This is a genomic window from Streptomonospora salina, assembly GCF_014204715.1.
Lineage (GTDB): Bacteria > Actinomycetota > Actinomycetes > Streptosporangiales > Streptosporangiaceae > Streptomonospora > Streptomonospora salina.
Window position 1 is genome coordinate 3,727,518 of the sequence record NZ_JACHLY010000001.1, and the last position, 14,377, is coordinate 3,741,894.

A 14,377-nucleotide genomic window follows, 5' to 3' on the forward strand; every position below is an offset into this window, starting at 1 on the left:
CCGCCGAAAGCCTCCCGAACTCTCCGAAGTCCCCGTTGCTCCACCGCCGCCGGTGTGACCGACGCCCCGGCCCCGGAACCGTCCGCCGTGCGCGGCTCCGTGCCCGGCCGTCCCCTAGTCCAGGATCCAGCTGCGCCCCTCGGCGGCGAGCTTGGCGATCAGCGTTGCCGAGTCGTGCTCCTTGGCGAAGAGGTGCTCGGGCCGGGTGATCGGGACGATCCACAGCCACGTGACCGGATCGCCGTGGAAGGTCAGGCCGGAGGTGTCGGGCGGCAGCCGCCCGGACGGGCCGTTCAGCGGTGCGGGATCGGCCACCAGCAGCACCGCGGCGCTGTCGCCCCGCATGGCCGCGTCCTCGGAATTGTCCAGCCATTTCACGCTGTGCCCGGCGCCGAACCAGGTCACCGCCCGCCAGGGGAAGGCCCCGATCCAGCGGAAGATGCGCGCGGCCACGTGGGCCCGGGTCGTGGTGGCCAGCGCCAGCTCGATGCGGGCATAGCCCGAGGTGTCGGCCATGTAGCGGTCGAGCGTGGGCATGCGCTGGCCGCACATGCCCACCGTGCTGAGCACCGTGTAGGGCCGGTCCTCGGTGGGCGGCCGCTCGGATACCCGGATCAGCGGGGCGTGGCCGTCGGAGACGTCCCAGTAGTGGCCGGCGGGCCCGACGGTGCGGGTGAGGTGGTTGAACACGGTCCGCTGGACGCTGCGCCAGGCGTTGGGCGCCGCCCGCCAGTCCCAATACGCCTCGGCGTGGACCACCCGCGGCCACAGCTGCCGGGCCACCGGATCCAGCGCCCAGGCGTAGGGGGACCGGCCGATCGCCTCGCGGGCGTAGCCGGGCAGGCCGCTGTCGGCCTCGGCCCAGCCGGGGATGATCGCCAGCAGGCCGTCGTCGTCGAGCAGAGCGACACCGTCGCCCTCCTCGAACCACACGGCGCGCAGCGCGGATCCGTCGAAGGGCGCGCGCCCCTGCGGATGCTTGGTCTGGGCGGCGGGCATCAGGGGCGCCTCGCCGCGGTAAAGACCTTCGGGGTCGCCGGTTTCCGGAGCTATCCCGTGGTTGGCCAGCCACACGGGTACGCGGATCGAGCCCCGGGCGTCGAGGAGGTAGGCCGCCGTGGTGCGGGAGTCCTGCTCGACGATGACGCGGCGGCTGCGGTAGGGGCTGTACTGGTCGAGGAGGACGTGCGCTCCGGCCACCTGCCCTCCTTGTCGGCTCTCGTCGTCTTCGGCTGCGGTCGGTGCCGGAACGGTCCCCGGGGTGGGGACCGGCCGCCACCGGACGGCGCCCGCGTGAGCGCCGCATAGTATGAAAGCCAGTGCCCGACCGGGCGGCTCCGGCGGTACCACGGCTTCCGTCGCCAATGGCCGTACAGGCCCCTAAAGTACCGCGATTCGCCGGTCCCGTCTGCGGCTGCCGCCCGCCTCCGATCCGCCTTGGATACCGATGCCTGCCGAGCTCACCTTCGCCGCGCCCCGCGGGGCCAAGCCGCCGCGCCACCTCGCCGACCTCAGTCCCGAGGAGCGCAGCAGCGCCGTCGCCGATCTCGGCGAGAAGCCGTTCCGCGCCAAGCAGCTCGCCCAGCACTACTTCGGCCGGCTGGAGTCCGACACCGCGGCCATGACCGACCTGCCGTCCGGGGTCCGCGAACGGCTCGGCGAGGAGCTGCTGCCGACGCTGCTGACCCCGGTCCGCCATATCGACTGCGACGACGGGATGACCCGCAAGACGCTGTGGCGGGCTTTCGACGGCGTGATGTTCGAGTCGGTGCTGATGCGCTACCCCGACCGGGTCACGCTGTGCGTCTCCTCGCAGGCCGGCTGCGGCATGAACTGCCCCTTCTGCGCCACGGGCCAGAACGGCCTCACCCGCAACCTGTCCACCGGCGAGATCACCGACCAGGTGGTCGCCAGCGCACGCGATCTGGCGCGCGGCGACGTCGCCGGCGGCCCTGGACGCATCAGCAACGTGGTGTTCATGGGCATGGGCGAGCCGCTGGCCAACTACCGGCGCGTGCTGGATTCGATCCGCCGCATGACCGATCCGGTGCCCGGCGGGCTGGGCATGTCCCAGCGCGGCGTGACCGTCTCGACGGTGGGCCTGGTGCCGGCCATCGAGAAGCTGATCGACCAGCGCATGCAGGTCCGGCTGGCGATCTCGCTGCACGCGCCCGACGACGAGCTGCGTGACGAGCTGGTTCCGGTCAACACCCGCTGGAAGGTCGCCGAGGTCCTCGAATCGGCCTGGCGCTACGCCGACACCACCGGCCGCCGCGTCTCGATCGAGTACGCGCTCATCCGCGACATCAACGACCAGGCCTGGCGGGCCGACCTGCTGGGGCGGCTGCTCAAGGGGCGCCTGGCGCACGTCAACCTGATCCCGCTGAACCCGACCCCCGGATCGAAGTGGACCGCCTCCCGTCCCGAGGACGAGCGGGAGTTCGTGCGCCGCCTGGAATCGCACGGGATCTCGGTCACCATCCGCGACACACGCGGCCAGGAGATCGACGGCGCCTGCGGCCAGCTCGCCGCCGCCGAGAACTAGCGGCAGCGCCGCGCGGATCCCGCGTCCCTCCCGGAGCCGAGAGTGCCCTCCACCGTCGCCGAGGCCGCGATGGCCTTCGTGTTCGGGCTGGCCTCCGGGGTGGTCCCGGTGCTCAACGTCGAGCTGTACCTGCTCGGCCTGGGGACGCTGGGCGGCGGGACGCTGCTGATGGGCGCGGCGGCGGCCGGACTCGGCCAGACGCTGGGCAAGATCCCCTACTTCTACATCGGGCGCGGTGCGTTGAACGTGCCCTGGCTCAAGCGCCGCGCCCGGACCCCGCCGCGCTGGGCGGAGCGGGCCGAGCGCTGGCGCGCCAAGGCCGAAGGCCGGCCGCTGTGGGCGCTGGGCCTGGTGGGTGTCAGCTCGCTGGCCAGCGTGCCGCCGTTCATGGTCGTCTCGGTCCTGGCGGGAACCGTGCGCATGCCGGTGTGGAGTTTCGCTGCGGTGACGTTCGTCACCCGCACGGTCCGCTTCGCGGTCGTGGTGTATGCGCCGGGGGCGGCACTGTGGCTGCTGTAGGCGTGGCCGGGCGACAGGGCCGGGCACCCGAGGGCGCCGGCGGCGGCGTGCCGGTTCGGGCGTGCCTGTTGCTCCGGGGCCGCCGAAAACGATCTCGGGGTTATCACCGTTTTCCGGCGCTGCGCCGGTGGAAACCCCGCGCTCGGCGTAGGGGCGGGTGGGGACGCGCCGCGGTTCGCGGCCGGTGCGGGAGCTGAGCCAGGCGGTCATGCGGAGCCTCCGGATGTCGGCGAGGGGCCTGCGGCGGTGGAGGCATCCTCCGGGAACCACGTGGAACCGGCTACCCCAGAGGCTGCGGCAATGGGGCGCAGCTCGCTCAGCGAGCGAGCCGGCTTGCCGCCGAGCGCACGCCGCACACGGCAACGGGACCCGCCGCCTACCGTCGGCGACCTCGCCCGACACCGCACCGCGGTGGACGATCCGCGGCGCATCGAACGGGGAGAGTCATGGCGGTTGTGACCGAGATGTACACCTACCCGGTGAAGGGATGCGCGGGAGTTCCCGTGACCGAGGCGCCGCTGACCGAAGCGGGATTGGCGCACGACCGCACCTTCATGGTGGTCAGCGAGAGCGGAGTGTTCCGGAGCCAGCGCGGGGAGCCGCGGCCGGCTCTCGTTCGCCCCGACATCGTGCTCGACGGCTGGGACCGACCGCACCTTGAGGACGAGGTCCGCCGGGTGTCCATCGGCGGCAGCGAACTGAGCTATGCCGAGCTCGCAACCCGGTGCGCCGTCACAACGGTCGACCAGAACACGGGCGCCAAGTCGGGCCGCGAACCCCTCCGTGCGCTCTCCGCCTACCGCCGGGCGTCCGCGGGCGGGGTGGTGTTCGGCGCCAAGTTCTCCGTGGTGCGCTCCGGCACACTCGTCCTGGGCGAAGATGCCGTCGTCACCGGCTGGGGAGAATCGGAACGCTAGTCGCGGATCCAGGGGGGCCGCACGCTGGTGCGCCCGGCCGTACGGGCAGCAGCCCTATGCTGCGGCCGCTCACGCCGGGCGGGTGCCCCCGGGCGCGGATCCGCGTGTGCAGCGTCGGGGACAGGTCCCAACCGCGGTTCCGCCCGGGCCGGCCCGGTCAGGAGGAGAGCCGTCCCCGGACCGAGTCCAGCGACAGCAGCGCCACGTGCAGCGACAGGCAGGTCTCGACGGAGTCGAGGTCGGCTTCCAGCACGTGGGAGATGCGGCGCAGCCGCTCGTAGAACGCCGGGCGCGACAGGTGGGCGTTGGCCGCCGCCAGCGCTTTGTTGCGGCCGCTGGAGAGGTAGTGGCGCAGCATCCCGGTCAGGTCGCTGCCGTGGCGGGCGTCGTAGTCCAGCAGCGGCCCCAGCTCGCGCTCGACGTAGGTCTGCAGCCGCTCGTCGTCGCGGAACAGGTGCAGCAGCCCGCGCAGGTGCAGGTCGGGCAGGCGGTAGAACGGGCGGCCGCCGTCTCCCCTCTGCTGGTGCAGCGCCACGTCGCCGACCTGGCGCGCCTCCAGGAACGAGCGGCGCACGTCGCGGATGCTCTCGGCCACCGAACCCACCGCCAGCACCGACTCGGCGCTGACCCGTTCGCGGATCCCCTCCGACAGCCGGTGCAGGTGCGGCTCCAGCCCGCCGGTGCCCGGAACCGCCAGCAGCACGCCGACCCGCAGGTCGTCGATCGAGCCCACCAGCGCGGTCAGGCGCAGGGCCCGGCAGGCGCGGGCCACCCCTTCGGCGGTGTCGGACAGGCGCGCCTGCGCCGCCAGGCCCGTCCCCGGCTCTCGCAGCCGCAGCGTCAGCCCGACCAGCTTGCGTCCGGCCAGCGGAACCCCCACTGCGCGGGCGCGAACCAGGGCCTCGTCGGGGTCGGAGTAGGCGCGGTCGATGATGCCGGCGATGATGGTGCGGTGGGTCTGGCGCTCCAGACTCTCCTCGTGGCGTTCCAGCAGCCGTCCGAGCGCCAGGGTGGTGGCGGCCCGCTCGATCAGCATGATCTGGCGCGGCGCCGATGCCGCACCGGTGAACAGGATCAGCCGCCCCCAGTCCTGGCCGCGCGCGCCGACCATGGTCACCAGCCAGCCGGTGGGGGAGTCGTGGGACGTGCGCCCGTTGATGCGCACGCCGCGCGAGCGGCTCTCCCACGAAGCCAGCAGCCGCCCGGGATCCTCGCCGTTGAGATCGCATACCAGCACCTGGTGGGCGAGGTTCTCCAGGACGACCGGACAGCCCGACAGCTGGGCGACTTCGCGAAGCACCCGCTCGGGTCGGGCGCCCTCGACGGAGAGTTCGGTGAAGGCCTCGTGCAGCCGCTCGGATTCGCGCAGCTCCTCCAGCTGCCGGTTGACCACACGGCTGTGCACCGCCTCGGTGATCTCGACGAAGCGCGCCTCGCGCTCCAGGGCGACCACCGGGATCCGGGCTTCGCGGGCCGGGCGCAGCAGCGCTTCGGGCAGCTCGCCGTGGTACTTGCGGCCCAGCTCCACGGCGATGCCCGCCACGCCCGCCGAGGCGAGCCCGTCGATGTAGGTCTGCAGCGACTCGGGATCGGCGGGTAGCGCGATCCCCGTGGTCAGGACCAGTTCGCCGCCGCGCAGCAGGTGGGCCAGATCGGTGACTTCGGCGATGTGCACCCAGCGCACGGAGACGTCGAGCAGGTCGGTGCCGACGGCGACCCGCGGGCGTGCGCGGCGCACGGGGGGCAGTTCCAGCACGTCGGCGAGGGTGGGCAGCACGGTGCCGAGTCTAGGGCCGAAACGGCCGTCGACCGGGGAGAACGACTCCCGCCGCCGGTCGGCCGCCGCGGCGCCCCGACACGTCGGCGGTGACACCCTGTCAATCACGGAGGTGTGAAACCGACACTCTGGCGGTGGCGGGGCGCGGCGCATGCGGGTGAGACTGAGGTCATGTCGGAACTTCTCGCTCGTCACCGCGCCGTCATGCCCGCGTGGCTGTCCCTGTACTACGACCACCCCATCGAGATCGCCGGCGGCAAGGGCGTCCGCCTCACCGACGCCGACGGCGACACCTACCTCGACTTCTTCGCCGGCATCCTGACCAACATGCTCGGCTACGACGTGGCCGAAGTGCGTGAGGCGGTGGAGCGCCAGATCGCCACCGGCGTGGTGCACACCTCCACGCTGTACCTGCTGCGCGGCCAGGTCGAGCTCGCCGAGAAGGTCGCCCGGCTCTCCGGCATCCCCGACGCCAAGGTCTTCTTCACCAACTCCGGAACCGAGGCCAACGAGACCGCGCTGCTGCTGGCCACCTGTGCGCGCGGCAGCGACCAGGTGCTCGCCATGCGCAACAGCTATCACGGCCGCTCTTACGGCACCGTCGCCGTCACCGGCAACCGCGGGTGGAAGAACTCGTCGTTGTCCCCGCTCAACGTGCACTACCTGCACGGCACCGACCGCGACGCTCCCGCGTTCCGCGCCATGTCCGACGCCGCCTACGTCGACGCCTGCGTGGCCGACCTGCGCGACGTGCTGGCCACCGCGACCGCCCGCGACGTGGCCTGCCTGATCGCCGAGCCGGTCCAGGGCGTCGGCGGCTTCACCATGCCGCCGCCGGGGCTGCTCGCCGCGTACAAGGAGGTCCTCGACGAGCAGGGCGTGCTGTTCGTCTCCGACGAGGTGCAGACCGGCTGGGGCCGCACCGGCACCGGATTCTGGGGCTACAGCGAGCACGGAATCACCCCCGACGCCATCACCTTCGCCAAGGGGCTGGGCAACGGATTCGCGGTCGGCGGGGTCGTGGCGCGCGGCGACTTGATGGACGGCCTGACGGCCAACGGCGTCTCCACCTTCGGCGGAAACCCCGTCGCCATGGCCGCGGCCAACGCCACGCTCGACTATGTCCTCGACCACGACCTGCAGGCCAACGCCGCCCGCCTGGGGCCGGTCATGCTGGACGGGCTGCGGCCGCTGACCGATACGGCCGTGGTGGGCGCCGTGCGCGGGAAAGGGCTGATGTTCGGGGTGGACATGGTCGACCCCGAAAGCGGGGCTCCTTCGCCCGAGCTGGCCGCGGCGGTGCTGGAGGGGGCGCGGCGCCGCGGCCTGCTGATCGGCAAGGGCGGGCTGAACGGCAACGTGCTGCGTGTGGCGCCGCCGCTGACCGTGGACGAGTCCGACGTCGGCGAAGCCCGCGACATCCTCGTCGATGCCGTCCGGGAGGTCGCCTCCCGCGCGGGCTGATCGCGCCCGCGATCCGGAGGCCGGCGCCGGGAATCCGATCGGAGAGATTTTTCTTACCCGGCGTTTTCGCAGTGACACACGCAGTATCGTTGGGGTGGGCCGCCGCGGTGCCTCCACCCCCGGCGCCGCGGCCGGCGGCGCGGACGGCCCTTCTCTGCGCGCTCACCCTCCTCCCCCCTGGACGCGGGTGCGCAGGCAGGGTGGCGCTCCGGGTGCGGATTCCCGATCCCGGAGCGCCCCGCGTCTGCGGCGGCGGAACGACCCTCGATCCCGCCGCGGCCGTCGCTCCCGGCGCCTGCCGGAGGCGCCTCCGGCAGGCGACCCTCGCCCGGGCGCGGCATTCGGGCCCGTCGGAGTCAGCGGGCTACCAGGGCGCGTTGCGACGCGCCGGAGTCGTGGTCGGCCGCGATTTCGGCACACTCGCGACACCCGAACAACTCGTCGTCCTCCGACGACGCGCCGATCCGGTGGCGGGGCCGGGGCCACCGCGCATGGCAGACGGCACAGGCCTCACCCACGAGCTGCGCGATGGTGAGTGCCTCCGCATCAAAGAGGTGAATGTCGCCTGTGTCTGCATTTTCGATGTCTGAATCGCACATAATGCTCAGACCGCTCAACGTCCCTGCTCCCCCCGTGGTTTAGGACAGTCTGGCGGGCTTGCCGTGATCGGGTCTTATTGAATCAGAAGCACTCTGTTACCGGAATAGCTCAGGCCGATTTTTGTTACTCAGCGACTAAGTTTGGTGACCATGTGTAACGATCAGCGGGATTGTGTGGCCGCGCAATCAGGGGCAAAGAGGGGGAATTTCGGACACAGTTCCGTCAGGGAGCCTCGGTGACCGTGAACCGGCGTAGCCGCAGGGCGGGGTTCTTCGTCCGCACTTGTTCCAAGCGGTCGAGGGAAATAGGTGTGACCGCAACCCCGGTCTGCTCACCCAGGGCGACGGTCCGCGTCCCCATGGGGTCGACGACCATGCTGTTTCCCGCGCCGGTCGGAGCGTTCTGCCCCGCCGCGGCGACATACAGGGTGTTCTCGATGGCGCGGGCGCGCACCAGCGTGTCCCAGTGGTCTTCCTTCTGCGCTCCCGGAACCCATTCGGCCGCCAGCAGCAGAACCTGGGCGCCCGCGTCGGCGATACGCCGGGTCACCTCGGGGAACCGCAGGTCATAGCAGGTCTGTAGGCCGAATGTCACGCCGTCCGCGGAGAACGTCTGCGGAGCCTCGATCGCACCGGGCTCCACGACCTCGGACTCGATCACCCCGAACGCGTCGTACAGGTGCAGCTTGCGGTACAGGGCCGCGATCGAGCCGTCGGGGCGGATCGCCACCAGGGTGTTGCGGAAGCGCTCGCCCCCGGGTACCTCCTCGTTGACGCCGGCGACGACGACCGCCGCGGACTCGGCCGCCAAGCGCGCCAGTCCGCCGACGAACGCGCCGTCCAGCGGCTCGGCCGCCTCGACGAAGCGGTGATCGGTCCGGGGCGCGGTGAACATCGCGTACTCCGGCAGCAGCACCACGCCCGCTCCGCGCTCGGCGGCTTCGGCGACCAGTCGGCCCGCCGTCGCCAGATTCCGAGACTTGTCCTCGCCCGGTGCGAACTGGGCGACTGCCACGTTGACCACGGGACCCCCTGCTGCGGCTCGACGGATCCGGCGGCCCCGACGCGCCCTCCGGCGCGGCCGAACCCGCCGCGCAGCGTCCCGCCGGACGGGGCGGGAGGCGACTGCGGCTTTCCATACCGGATTCTCCCCGAAGCGGATGCCGCCGACCCTCCCGGGGCCGCGTCGCCGATGGGCCGATTCTCCCGTCTTCCTGCGGGGATGCGGGAAGCGGCCGATAATAGCGGCATCCGTACGTGTTCGCATCGATACATAGCGGAATGGAATCAGCCCAGTCCGACAGCGAGGTGCGCGATGCGCTTGTCACCATCCGGTCCCGCCGTCGAGCGGTCCCCGGCCGCCGGCACCGCCGATACCGCCGGCGGCACGGCGGTCGCTGCAAGCGCCGGGCCGCCGCCGGTGGAGTACTCGCCCGAGTTGATCGCCTACTATCGCCGCTGCCTGCGGCGCGAGTCCGAGCTGGAGACCGGGTGCCGCCTGGAGCCGGGTCCCCCGCCCCCGGACGGCGGATCCGCCACCGCCGCTCTCGGCGCCGTATGCCTGCCCGCCCGTCCCGAGCCCCTGTTCAGCGGCGCTGAGGACGCCCCACCGCTGCCGCCTGAGGCCCGCCCCCTGGTCCGATCGGCTGCCGGCGAGGGGCGGACGCTGCTGTACGGGTACCCGCTCGTTGTGTTCGAGTCCAGGGCGAACGGGCGCGGGCCGACCGTCCGCGCGGCGCCGCTGCTGGTGGCCGGCGTCGAGGCCGTCGACGACGGCGGCCGCCTGCGCGCGCGGGCGGTCTCGCGAGCAGACGTCAACCCGGCGCTGGTGCGCGCCCTGGGCGTCGACTCCGCCGCCGAGGCCGCCGAGCTCCGCCGGTGGCTGCACCGCGGCCCGGATCCCGGCGGCCGCGCCGATACGGGAGGCCGCGCCGCCGTGCCGCGCGATCTGGAACAGACGGTGTGCACGCTGCTGGCGCGGCTCGGGATCGAACGCATCGAGGCGATCCGGCCGTCGCGGCTGCGCGGCACCCTGCCCGAGCCCGGTGCCGCGCGCGGAGCCCGCAACGTCGCCGTCGTCTATCCGGCCGGCGCGGACGCGGACGCCGGGGCGGGGCTGGGCGGACTGATCGCCGCGCTCGCCCCCGGTGCCGCCGGCGGTCTTCGCCTGGACGGCGACGTCGGCCCCCGCACCGCCTTGGGCGCGCTGCTGGGAGCACCGGGGCCGAGTCCCGAAAGCCGGTCCGCGGTCGTGCCGGCCGGTGGCGCGCCGCTGGACGAGTCCGGGCACCGGATCGTCCGGCAGGCTCTGCGCGCGCCCCTTACCGTCGCCGCCGCACCCGCCGGCGCCGGCGGGGCGGAACTGGTCGACACGGTCGTGGCAACGGCGGCCGCGGCGGGCCTGCGGGTCGTCGTCGGCGGCAAGGACGACACCGTTCTCGACCGCATCGCGCACCGCGCAGGCGAGCCGCCGGGCCATGCGGTCATGCGCGCCGGCGGCCCCGAGCACCGCGCTGCCGAGGCGCGCTTGCTGGAGCGGTTGCGCGACCGGGTCGGCCCCGGCCGCGCCACCGCGACCGGAACCGACGTCGCCGCCCGGTACGCCGAGGCCGCCGAGGACTGGGCGCGGGTCGAGGACCTGCGCGACCGGCTGAACCGGATCGCCCTCGCCGGGCGCGACCTCGCGTCGCTGGCCGCCGAACGGCGGAGCATGGCCGACACCGGCTGGCGGCCCGATCAGCTCTTCGCGGCCGGCGGCAGCGGCCCCCAGCACTGGCTCGACCGGGCCGAGCGGGCCCTGGAGGGCGGCTGGTCCGGCGCCAAGCACCGTTCGGCCGTGCGCCGCGGACTCGGCGTCGACCCGTCGCCGGAGAACCTGCGCAAGCTGTGCTGGGCGGCCCGCGTCGAACGCGACTGGCGCGGCGCCCTGGACCGGCGCACCGGAGCCGCACCGCCGGACCGGCTGATCCGGGACTTGGACGCGGCCCTGCAGCGCCACCGGGCTTCGTCGGCGGCGCTGGCCGACAGCGCGGCCGAGCGGCGCGTCGCCCGCAGCAGATCGGCAGTCCGCAGCCGTCTGGAGAGCCTCAATTGGCACGGGAACGGCTACGGGCCGGCGGCGCCTGCGGTCGAGGCCGCCGGTGCGGCCGCCGCCCGCCCGGGTTCGGGGCGGCTGCTGACCGCCTTTCCCGCCTGGGCGGTGAACACGCGGGCCGCCGGCTCCCTGCCCGCCGAGGAAGGGCTGTTCGATCTCGCCGTCGTCGTCGACGCCGACCAGCTGTGCGTCCCCGAGCTCCTACCGCTGCTGTACCGCGCTAAGCAGGCCCTGATCATCGGCGATCCGGTACGCCCGGCGCCGTGGAGCGCGCTGGAGCCCGCCGAGGACGACCGGCTCCAGCGGGAGGCCGGGCTGTCCCCGGCACGGTTGGGCCGGCGCGGGCTGGCCTACACCCGCGACTCCGCCTACGACGCCGGCGCGGCGGCGGCCGCGGCCGCGGGCCGGGCTCCGCTGTGGCTGGAGGAGCGCCGCAGGGGCCGCCCGGAGATCGCGGGCGTCGCGGCGCGGCACTGCTACGGCGGGCGCGTCGGCGTGCTGAGCCGCCCGGGGGAGCGGCCTGCGGACGGCGCGCAGGCCCCGTCGGAGCCGCAGTACGCTCCGGACCCGAAGCGCAGCGGGGAGGCGTCCGACGGGTTTTCGGAGAATGGCGGACGCGTGGAATGGCGCCACGTCATCGGTGCGTGCGAACCGCTTCCGGGCGGCACGGCGCTGAACCGCGCGGAGGCCCGCCGCGCGGTGGTGGCCGCGCAGCAGGCCGAAACCGGACTGCCGGCGGAAGCGCGCCCGGCCGTGTTCGCGCCGGTGCAGCCGCAGCGCGCGCTGCTGCGCCGGCTGCTGGAGGGGCGGCGGCAGGGGCGCGGGATCGGGGTGTACGGTCCGGCGGACCTGCTCGACGACGAGGGCGACGCCGTCGACACGCTTGTGGTCTCTCCGGTCTGCTCGGGTGCGCTGCTCCCCGACGTCCTGCTGGAGCGGGCACGCAGGGCCGATACCTGGTCGGGTGCGCTGGGCCGGACCGTCGAGCGGTTGATCGTCGTCGGCGACCGCGCGTTCTGGCGGGGCGAGAGCGGACCGCTGGCCGAGCTGGCGCGCAGTTCGGAGGCGGGCAGCGGGCCGGTGCCCGCCACCGCGGCGTCGGCGACGCTGTGCCGCGTGCTGCGCGAATCCGGTGCACGGGTGCAACCGGGCCCCTATCTGCACGGCTACCGCGCCGACCTGCGGGTCGCCACCGCGCGCGGGCCGCTGCTGGTGCTGGTCGACCACGCGGGCACCGGTGCCGAGCTGCGCCGCCTGGCCGTGCGCGCCGGGTTCCTCGCCGAAGCGTCGGGTGAGCGCGTCGCGCGCGTGCCGGAGTGGCGCTGCCTGCACGAGCCCGAGGCGGTGGCGGCGGAAATAGCCGACGGGACGCTGCGCGCGGCACCGTGAACGTGGAGTGCGCCTGCCGCCGCAGAGCGGGGCGGACCGGGGCGCCCGGCACCGCGCCGGCTGCGGCGGTGCAGCCGGCGCGGTGCGCGGGGAGTGCGGCGGGTCAGTCCCCGACGGGGTACTCCTCGGTGATGCGGACGCCGTTCTCGTCTTCGAACCCGGAGACGAGGCGCTCGGCCTCGGTACCGGTGTCGGCCCGCTCCAACCGCCGGTGGACGGCCGCGAGCTGTTCGGTCTGCTCCTGGACCCCGGCCGCGCGCAGTGCCGCCGCGGTGTCGGTGCCGGACCCTCCGAACTGGCGCACGGCCGAGTAGTAGATGTCGGCTGTGCCCTGGCACAGCCAGTCCCCGGCGCAGATCCCGTACAGGTCGTCGCGGAAATTGTCGTCGATGGCCAGCCGGTTCGCTTCGGTGAACCGGTTCTGCAGCTTGTAGTTGCGGTATCCGAAGTCGTGGCGGGTGCAGCCGGGGTCGAAGTCGTAGCCGATCGGCTGGTCGGGTGACCAGCTACAGGAATCGGTGCTCCAGTCGAGCTGATCGTTGTAGGGGGCCTGGGCGCGAACGTCGAGGAAGCTGTTCAGCGAAACGTCGTAAAGGTAGGTGTCGGTGACCCGCTGGAGCTCACCGGGGGGAAGTGCGGCGGCGTTCGCGATACCGGATCCGGTGAAGGCGAGAATGCCGGCGGCCGTCGCCGCGATCACGGCTCGTCCGACACGTCGAGCGGGGTGACGCAAGGGGGATCCCCTTCCGGGGGTCGGCGCGGATAGTGCGCACCCAGATTCCACAGTGACCGCCCGGGCACGAAAGGGCGACACGGATAACAGCCGGTTATGATTGTGTAGCGGAACGGATGCGGCGCCGAGTGCCCCGCCGCCGGCGGTCTATTCGCCGGGCTGGAGGCGGCGGGCGATGACACCCTCGCTCAGGGACCGCACGACCTCGTCCAGGTCGCCGAGGTGGCCGACGTGCCCGGTGCGCCTGCGGACCTCGGCGCGGACCGCGGAGGCGACGGGATCGCTGAGCAGTACCTCGGCCAGCGGGTGGGGCTCCATTGCGGACCGCCAGGCGCGCAGCTCCTCCAGGCGGCCGTGGGCCACGGCCTCGCGCGCCAGCGGCAGCAGCGCGTCGACGCGCTTGTGCAGCGGGGAATCCGCGAGCAGGTCGACGTCGAGGATCAGGCCGGCGCCGGCGCCGCCGTCGCCGACGTGGTGCACCTGCCACACCCGGCCGTTGGTCAGTACGACCCACGCGATCCCTTCGGCATCGGCGTGCAGTTTCGCTTGGCGCAGATTCCGGGCGTCGAGTCCGGTGGTGCACGGTTTCACTTCGATGAAGGCGAAGAGCTCGCCGTCCAGGGTGATCCCGTAGTCGACGGATTCGCCTTTGGTGCGGTATTCGGTGGTCAGTTCCCCGTACTTGTCGAAACCCAGGCCCGTGGTCAGGAAATCGGTGACGAGCATCCGCGTGTCGCCCTCGTTGGCGTCGCGTTCCAGAAGTTCGCCGAGTGGTCCGGTGAACCGTTCGACGGCTCCGGAGAGGCGGCTGCGCACCTCGGACTCCCATTCCGGAGCCGAGTCCCCGAATTCCGGGAATTCCGCGGTTCTGGTGAGGATCTGCGTGTCGTCCGAATCCATGGGGCGCCGCCGTTCCCGTTTCGTGTTTTCCGGTTGCCTTTTCCGGGCCGCCGGCCCGGAAGCTGAGAATAGACCGCCGGTGCGAAACGATAACCCCGCCCGGTGGTCTTGGCAAAACGAGCCGGGTATGGGCGGGGCCGGGTGTGCTGCGGCTGCGGGGCCGAAACCGGCCCCCGCGCCCGGACGGTGCCTGGAACTGCGAATCCGGGGCGGCGGATCCTCGCGTTCCAGTGCGGCGGTCGGTGCCTCCGGCGTCCCGCGCGGCGCCTCCGGCTCCCGCGCCGCCCGCGAATCCCCGGTCACCTCCGGATTCTCGCAGCACATCCCATGGTCAGGCATTGACCCGGTGTGGACGTGTTCCTAACATCCATAGGGAAGGTGAATCGGTTCAGTAGCTTCGGCGACCCGAGAGCGCGCCGAACACTGAAGCGTTTCGATCC

General features: G+C 73.0%; 11 protein-coding genes. 5 read left to right on the top strand and 6 right to left on the bottom strand.

The window, feature by feature from the left end; genetic code table 11:
* Positions 1-114 precede the first annotated feature (114 nt).
* Positions 115-1,200 (bottom strand): suppressor of fused domain protein, encoded by a 1,086-nt coding sequence (locus tag HNR25_RS16895; RefSeq protein WP_184636620.1) that lies wholly within the window; start codon positions 1,198-1,200, stop codon positions 115-117.
* A gap of 247 nt (positions 1,201-1,447) precedes the next feature.
* On the opposite strand from HNR25_RS16895, the gene rlmN reads away from it, so the two are divergent.
* The 3 genes from rlmN to HNR25_RS16910 all read left to right on the top strand — a co-directional run bounded on the left by rlmN (position 1,448) and on the right by HNR25_RS16910 (position 3,981).
* A complete protein-coding gene (gene rlmN, locus HNR25_RS16900) occupies positions 1,448-2,545 on the top strand; it encodes a dual-specificity RNA methyltransferase RlmN (protein ID WP_184636622.1) in 1,098 nt (365 codons plus the stop codon).
* A 69-nt stretch (positions 2,546-2,614) separates the two neighbouring features.
* On the top strand, positions 2,615-3,064 hold the full coding sequence (locus HNR25_RS16905; protein WP_184639436.1) for a VTT domain-containing protein: 450 nt from the start codon (positions 2,615-2,617) through the stop codon (positions 3,062-3,064).
* A gap of 446 nt (positions 3,065-3,510) precedes the next feature.
* Positions 3,511-3,981, top strand: coding sequence for an MOSC N-terminal beta barrel domain-containing protein (locus HNR25_RS16910; protein ID WP_184636625.1), 471 nt, complete (start codon positions 3,511-3,513; stop codon positions 3,979-3,981).
* 157 nt (positions 3,982-4,138) lie between these two features.
* Here the strand turns inward: HNR25_RS16910 and HNR25_RS16915 are convergent, their stop codons facing one another.
* Positions 4,139-5,758, bottom strand: a complete 1,620-nt coding sequence (locus HNR25_RS16915; RefSeq protein WP_184636627.1) for a PucR family transcriptional regulator — start codon at positions 5,756-5,758, stop codon at positions 4,139-4,141.
* A gap of 171 nt (positions 5,759-5,929) precedes the next feature.
* Here HNR25_RS16915 and HNR25_RS16920 point away from each other — a divergent pair, with 171 nt between their 5' ends.
* The gene (locus HNR25_RS16920; RefSeq protein WP_184636629.1) at positions 5,930-7,222 is read left to right on the top strand and encodes an aspartate aminotransferase family protein; all 1,293 of its coding nucleotides are present in this window, start codon (positions 5,930-5,932) and stop codon (positions 7,220-7,222) included.
* A gap of 356 nt (positions 7,223-7,578) precedes the next feature.
* On the opposite strand, the gene HNR25_RS16925 is transcribed toward HNR25_RS16920, so the two are convergent.
* Positions 7,579-7,839 carry a hypothetical protein gene (locus tag HNR25_RS16925; protein WP_246463703.1) on the bottom strand — a complete coding sequence of 87 codons (261 nt, stop codon included), beginning with the start codon at positions 7,837-7,839 and terminating at the stop codon, positions 7,579-7,581.
* Between the two features lie 205 nt (positions 7,840-8,044).
* The gene (locus HNR25_RS16930; protein ID WP_184636631.1) at positions 8,045-8,845 is read right to left on the bottom strand and encodes a carbon-nitrogen hydrolase family protein; all 801 of its coding nucleotides are present in this window, start codon (positions 8,843-8,845) and stop codon (positions 8,045-8,047) included.
* A 291-nt stretch (positions 8,846-9,136) separates the two neighbouring features.
* Between HNR25_RS16930 and HNR25_RS16935 the strand changes: the two genes are divergently transcribed.
* Positions 9,137-12,304, top strand: a complete 3,168-nt coding sequence (locus tag HNR25_RS16935) for a DEAD/DEAH box helicase family protein (RefSeq protein ID WP_184636633.1) — start codon at positions 9,137-9,139, stop codon at positions 12,302-12,304.
* A gap of 103 nt (positions 12,305-12,407) precedes the next feature.
* On the opposite strand, the gene HNR25_RS16940 is transcribed toward HNR25_RS16935, so the two are convergent.
* Both HNR25_RS16940 and HNR25_RS16945 read right to left on the bottom strand, forming a co-directional pair.
* Positions 12,408-13,004, bottom strand: a complete 597-nt coding sequence (locus tag HNR25_RS16940) for a phospholipase (RefSeq protein WP_312862583.1) — start codon at positions 13,002-13,004, stop codon at positions 12,408-12,410.
* A 180-nt stretch (positions 13,005-13,184) separates the two neighbouring features.
* Positions 13,185-13,937, bottom strand: a complete 753-nt coding sequence (locus HNR25_RS16945; protein ID WP_184636637.1) for a hypothetical protein — start codon at positions 13,935-13,937, stop codon at positions 13,185-13,187.
* Between the last annotated feature and the right edge of the window lie 440 nt (positions 13,938-14,377).

Coding starts and splice junctions, on each gene's coding strand:
- rlmN (WP_184636622.1), top strand. CDS start 1,448: ATGCCTGCCGAGCTCACCTTCGCCGCGCCCCGCGGGGCCAAGCCGCCG.
- HNR25_RS16910 (WP_184636625.1), top strand. CDS start 3,511: ATGGCGGTTGTGACCGAGATGTACACCTACCCGGTGAAGGGATGCGCG.
- HNR25_RS16905 (WP_184639436.1), top strand. CDS start 2,615: ATGGCCTTCGTGTTCGGGCTGGCCTCCGGGGTGGTCCCGGTGCTCAAC.
- HNR25_RS16945 (WP_184636637.1), bottom strand. CDS start 13,937: ATGGATTCGGACGACACGCAGATCCTCACCAGAACCGCGGAATTCCCG.
- HNR25_RS16920 (WP_184636629.1), top strand. CDS start 5,930: ATGTCGGAACTTCTCGCTCGTCACCGCGCCGTCATGCCCGCGTGGCTG.
- HNR25_RS16935 (WP_184636633.1), top strand. CDS start 9,137: ATGCGCTTGTCACCATCCGGTCCCGCCGTCGAGCGGTCCCCGGCCGCC.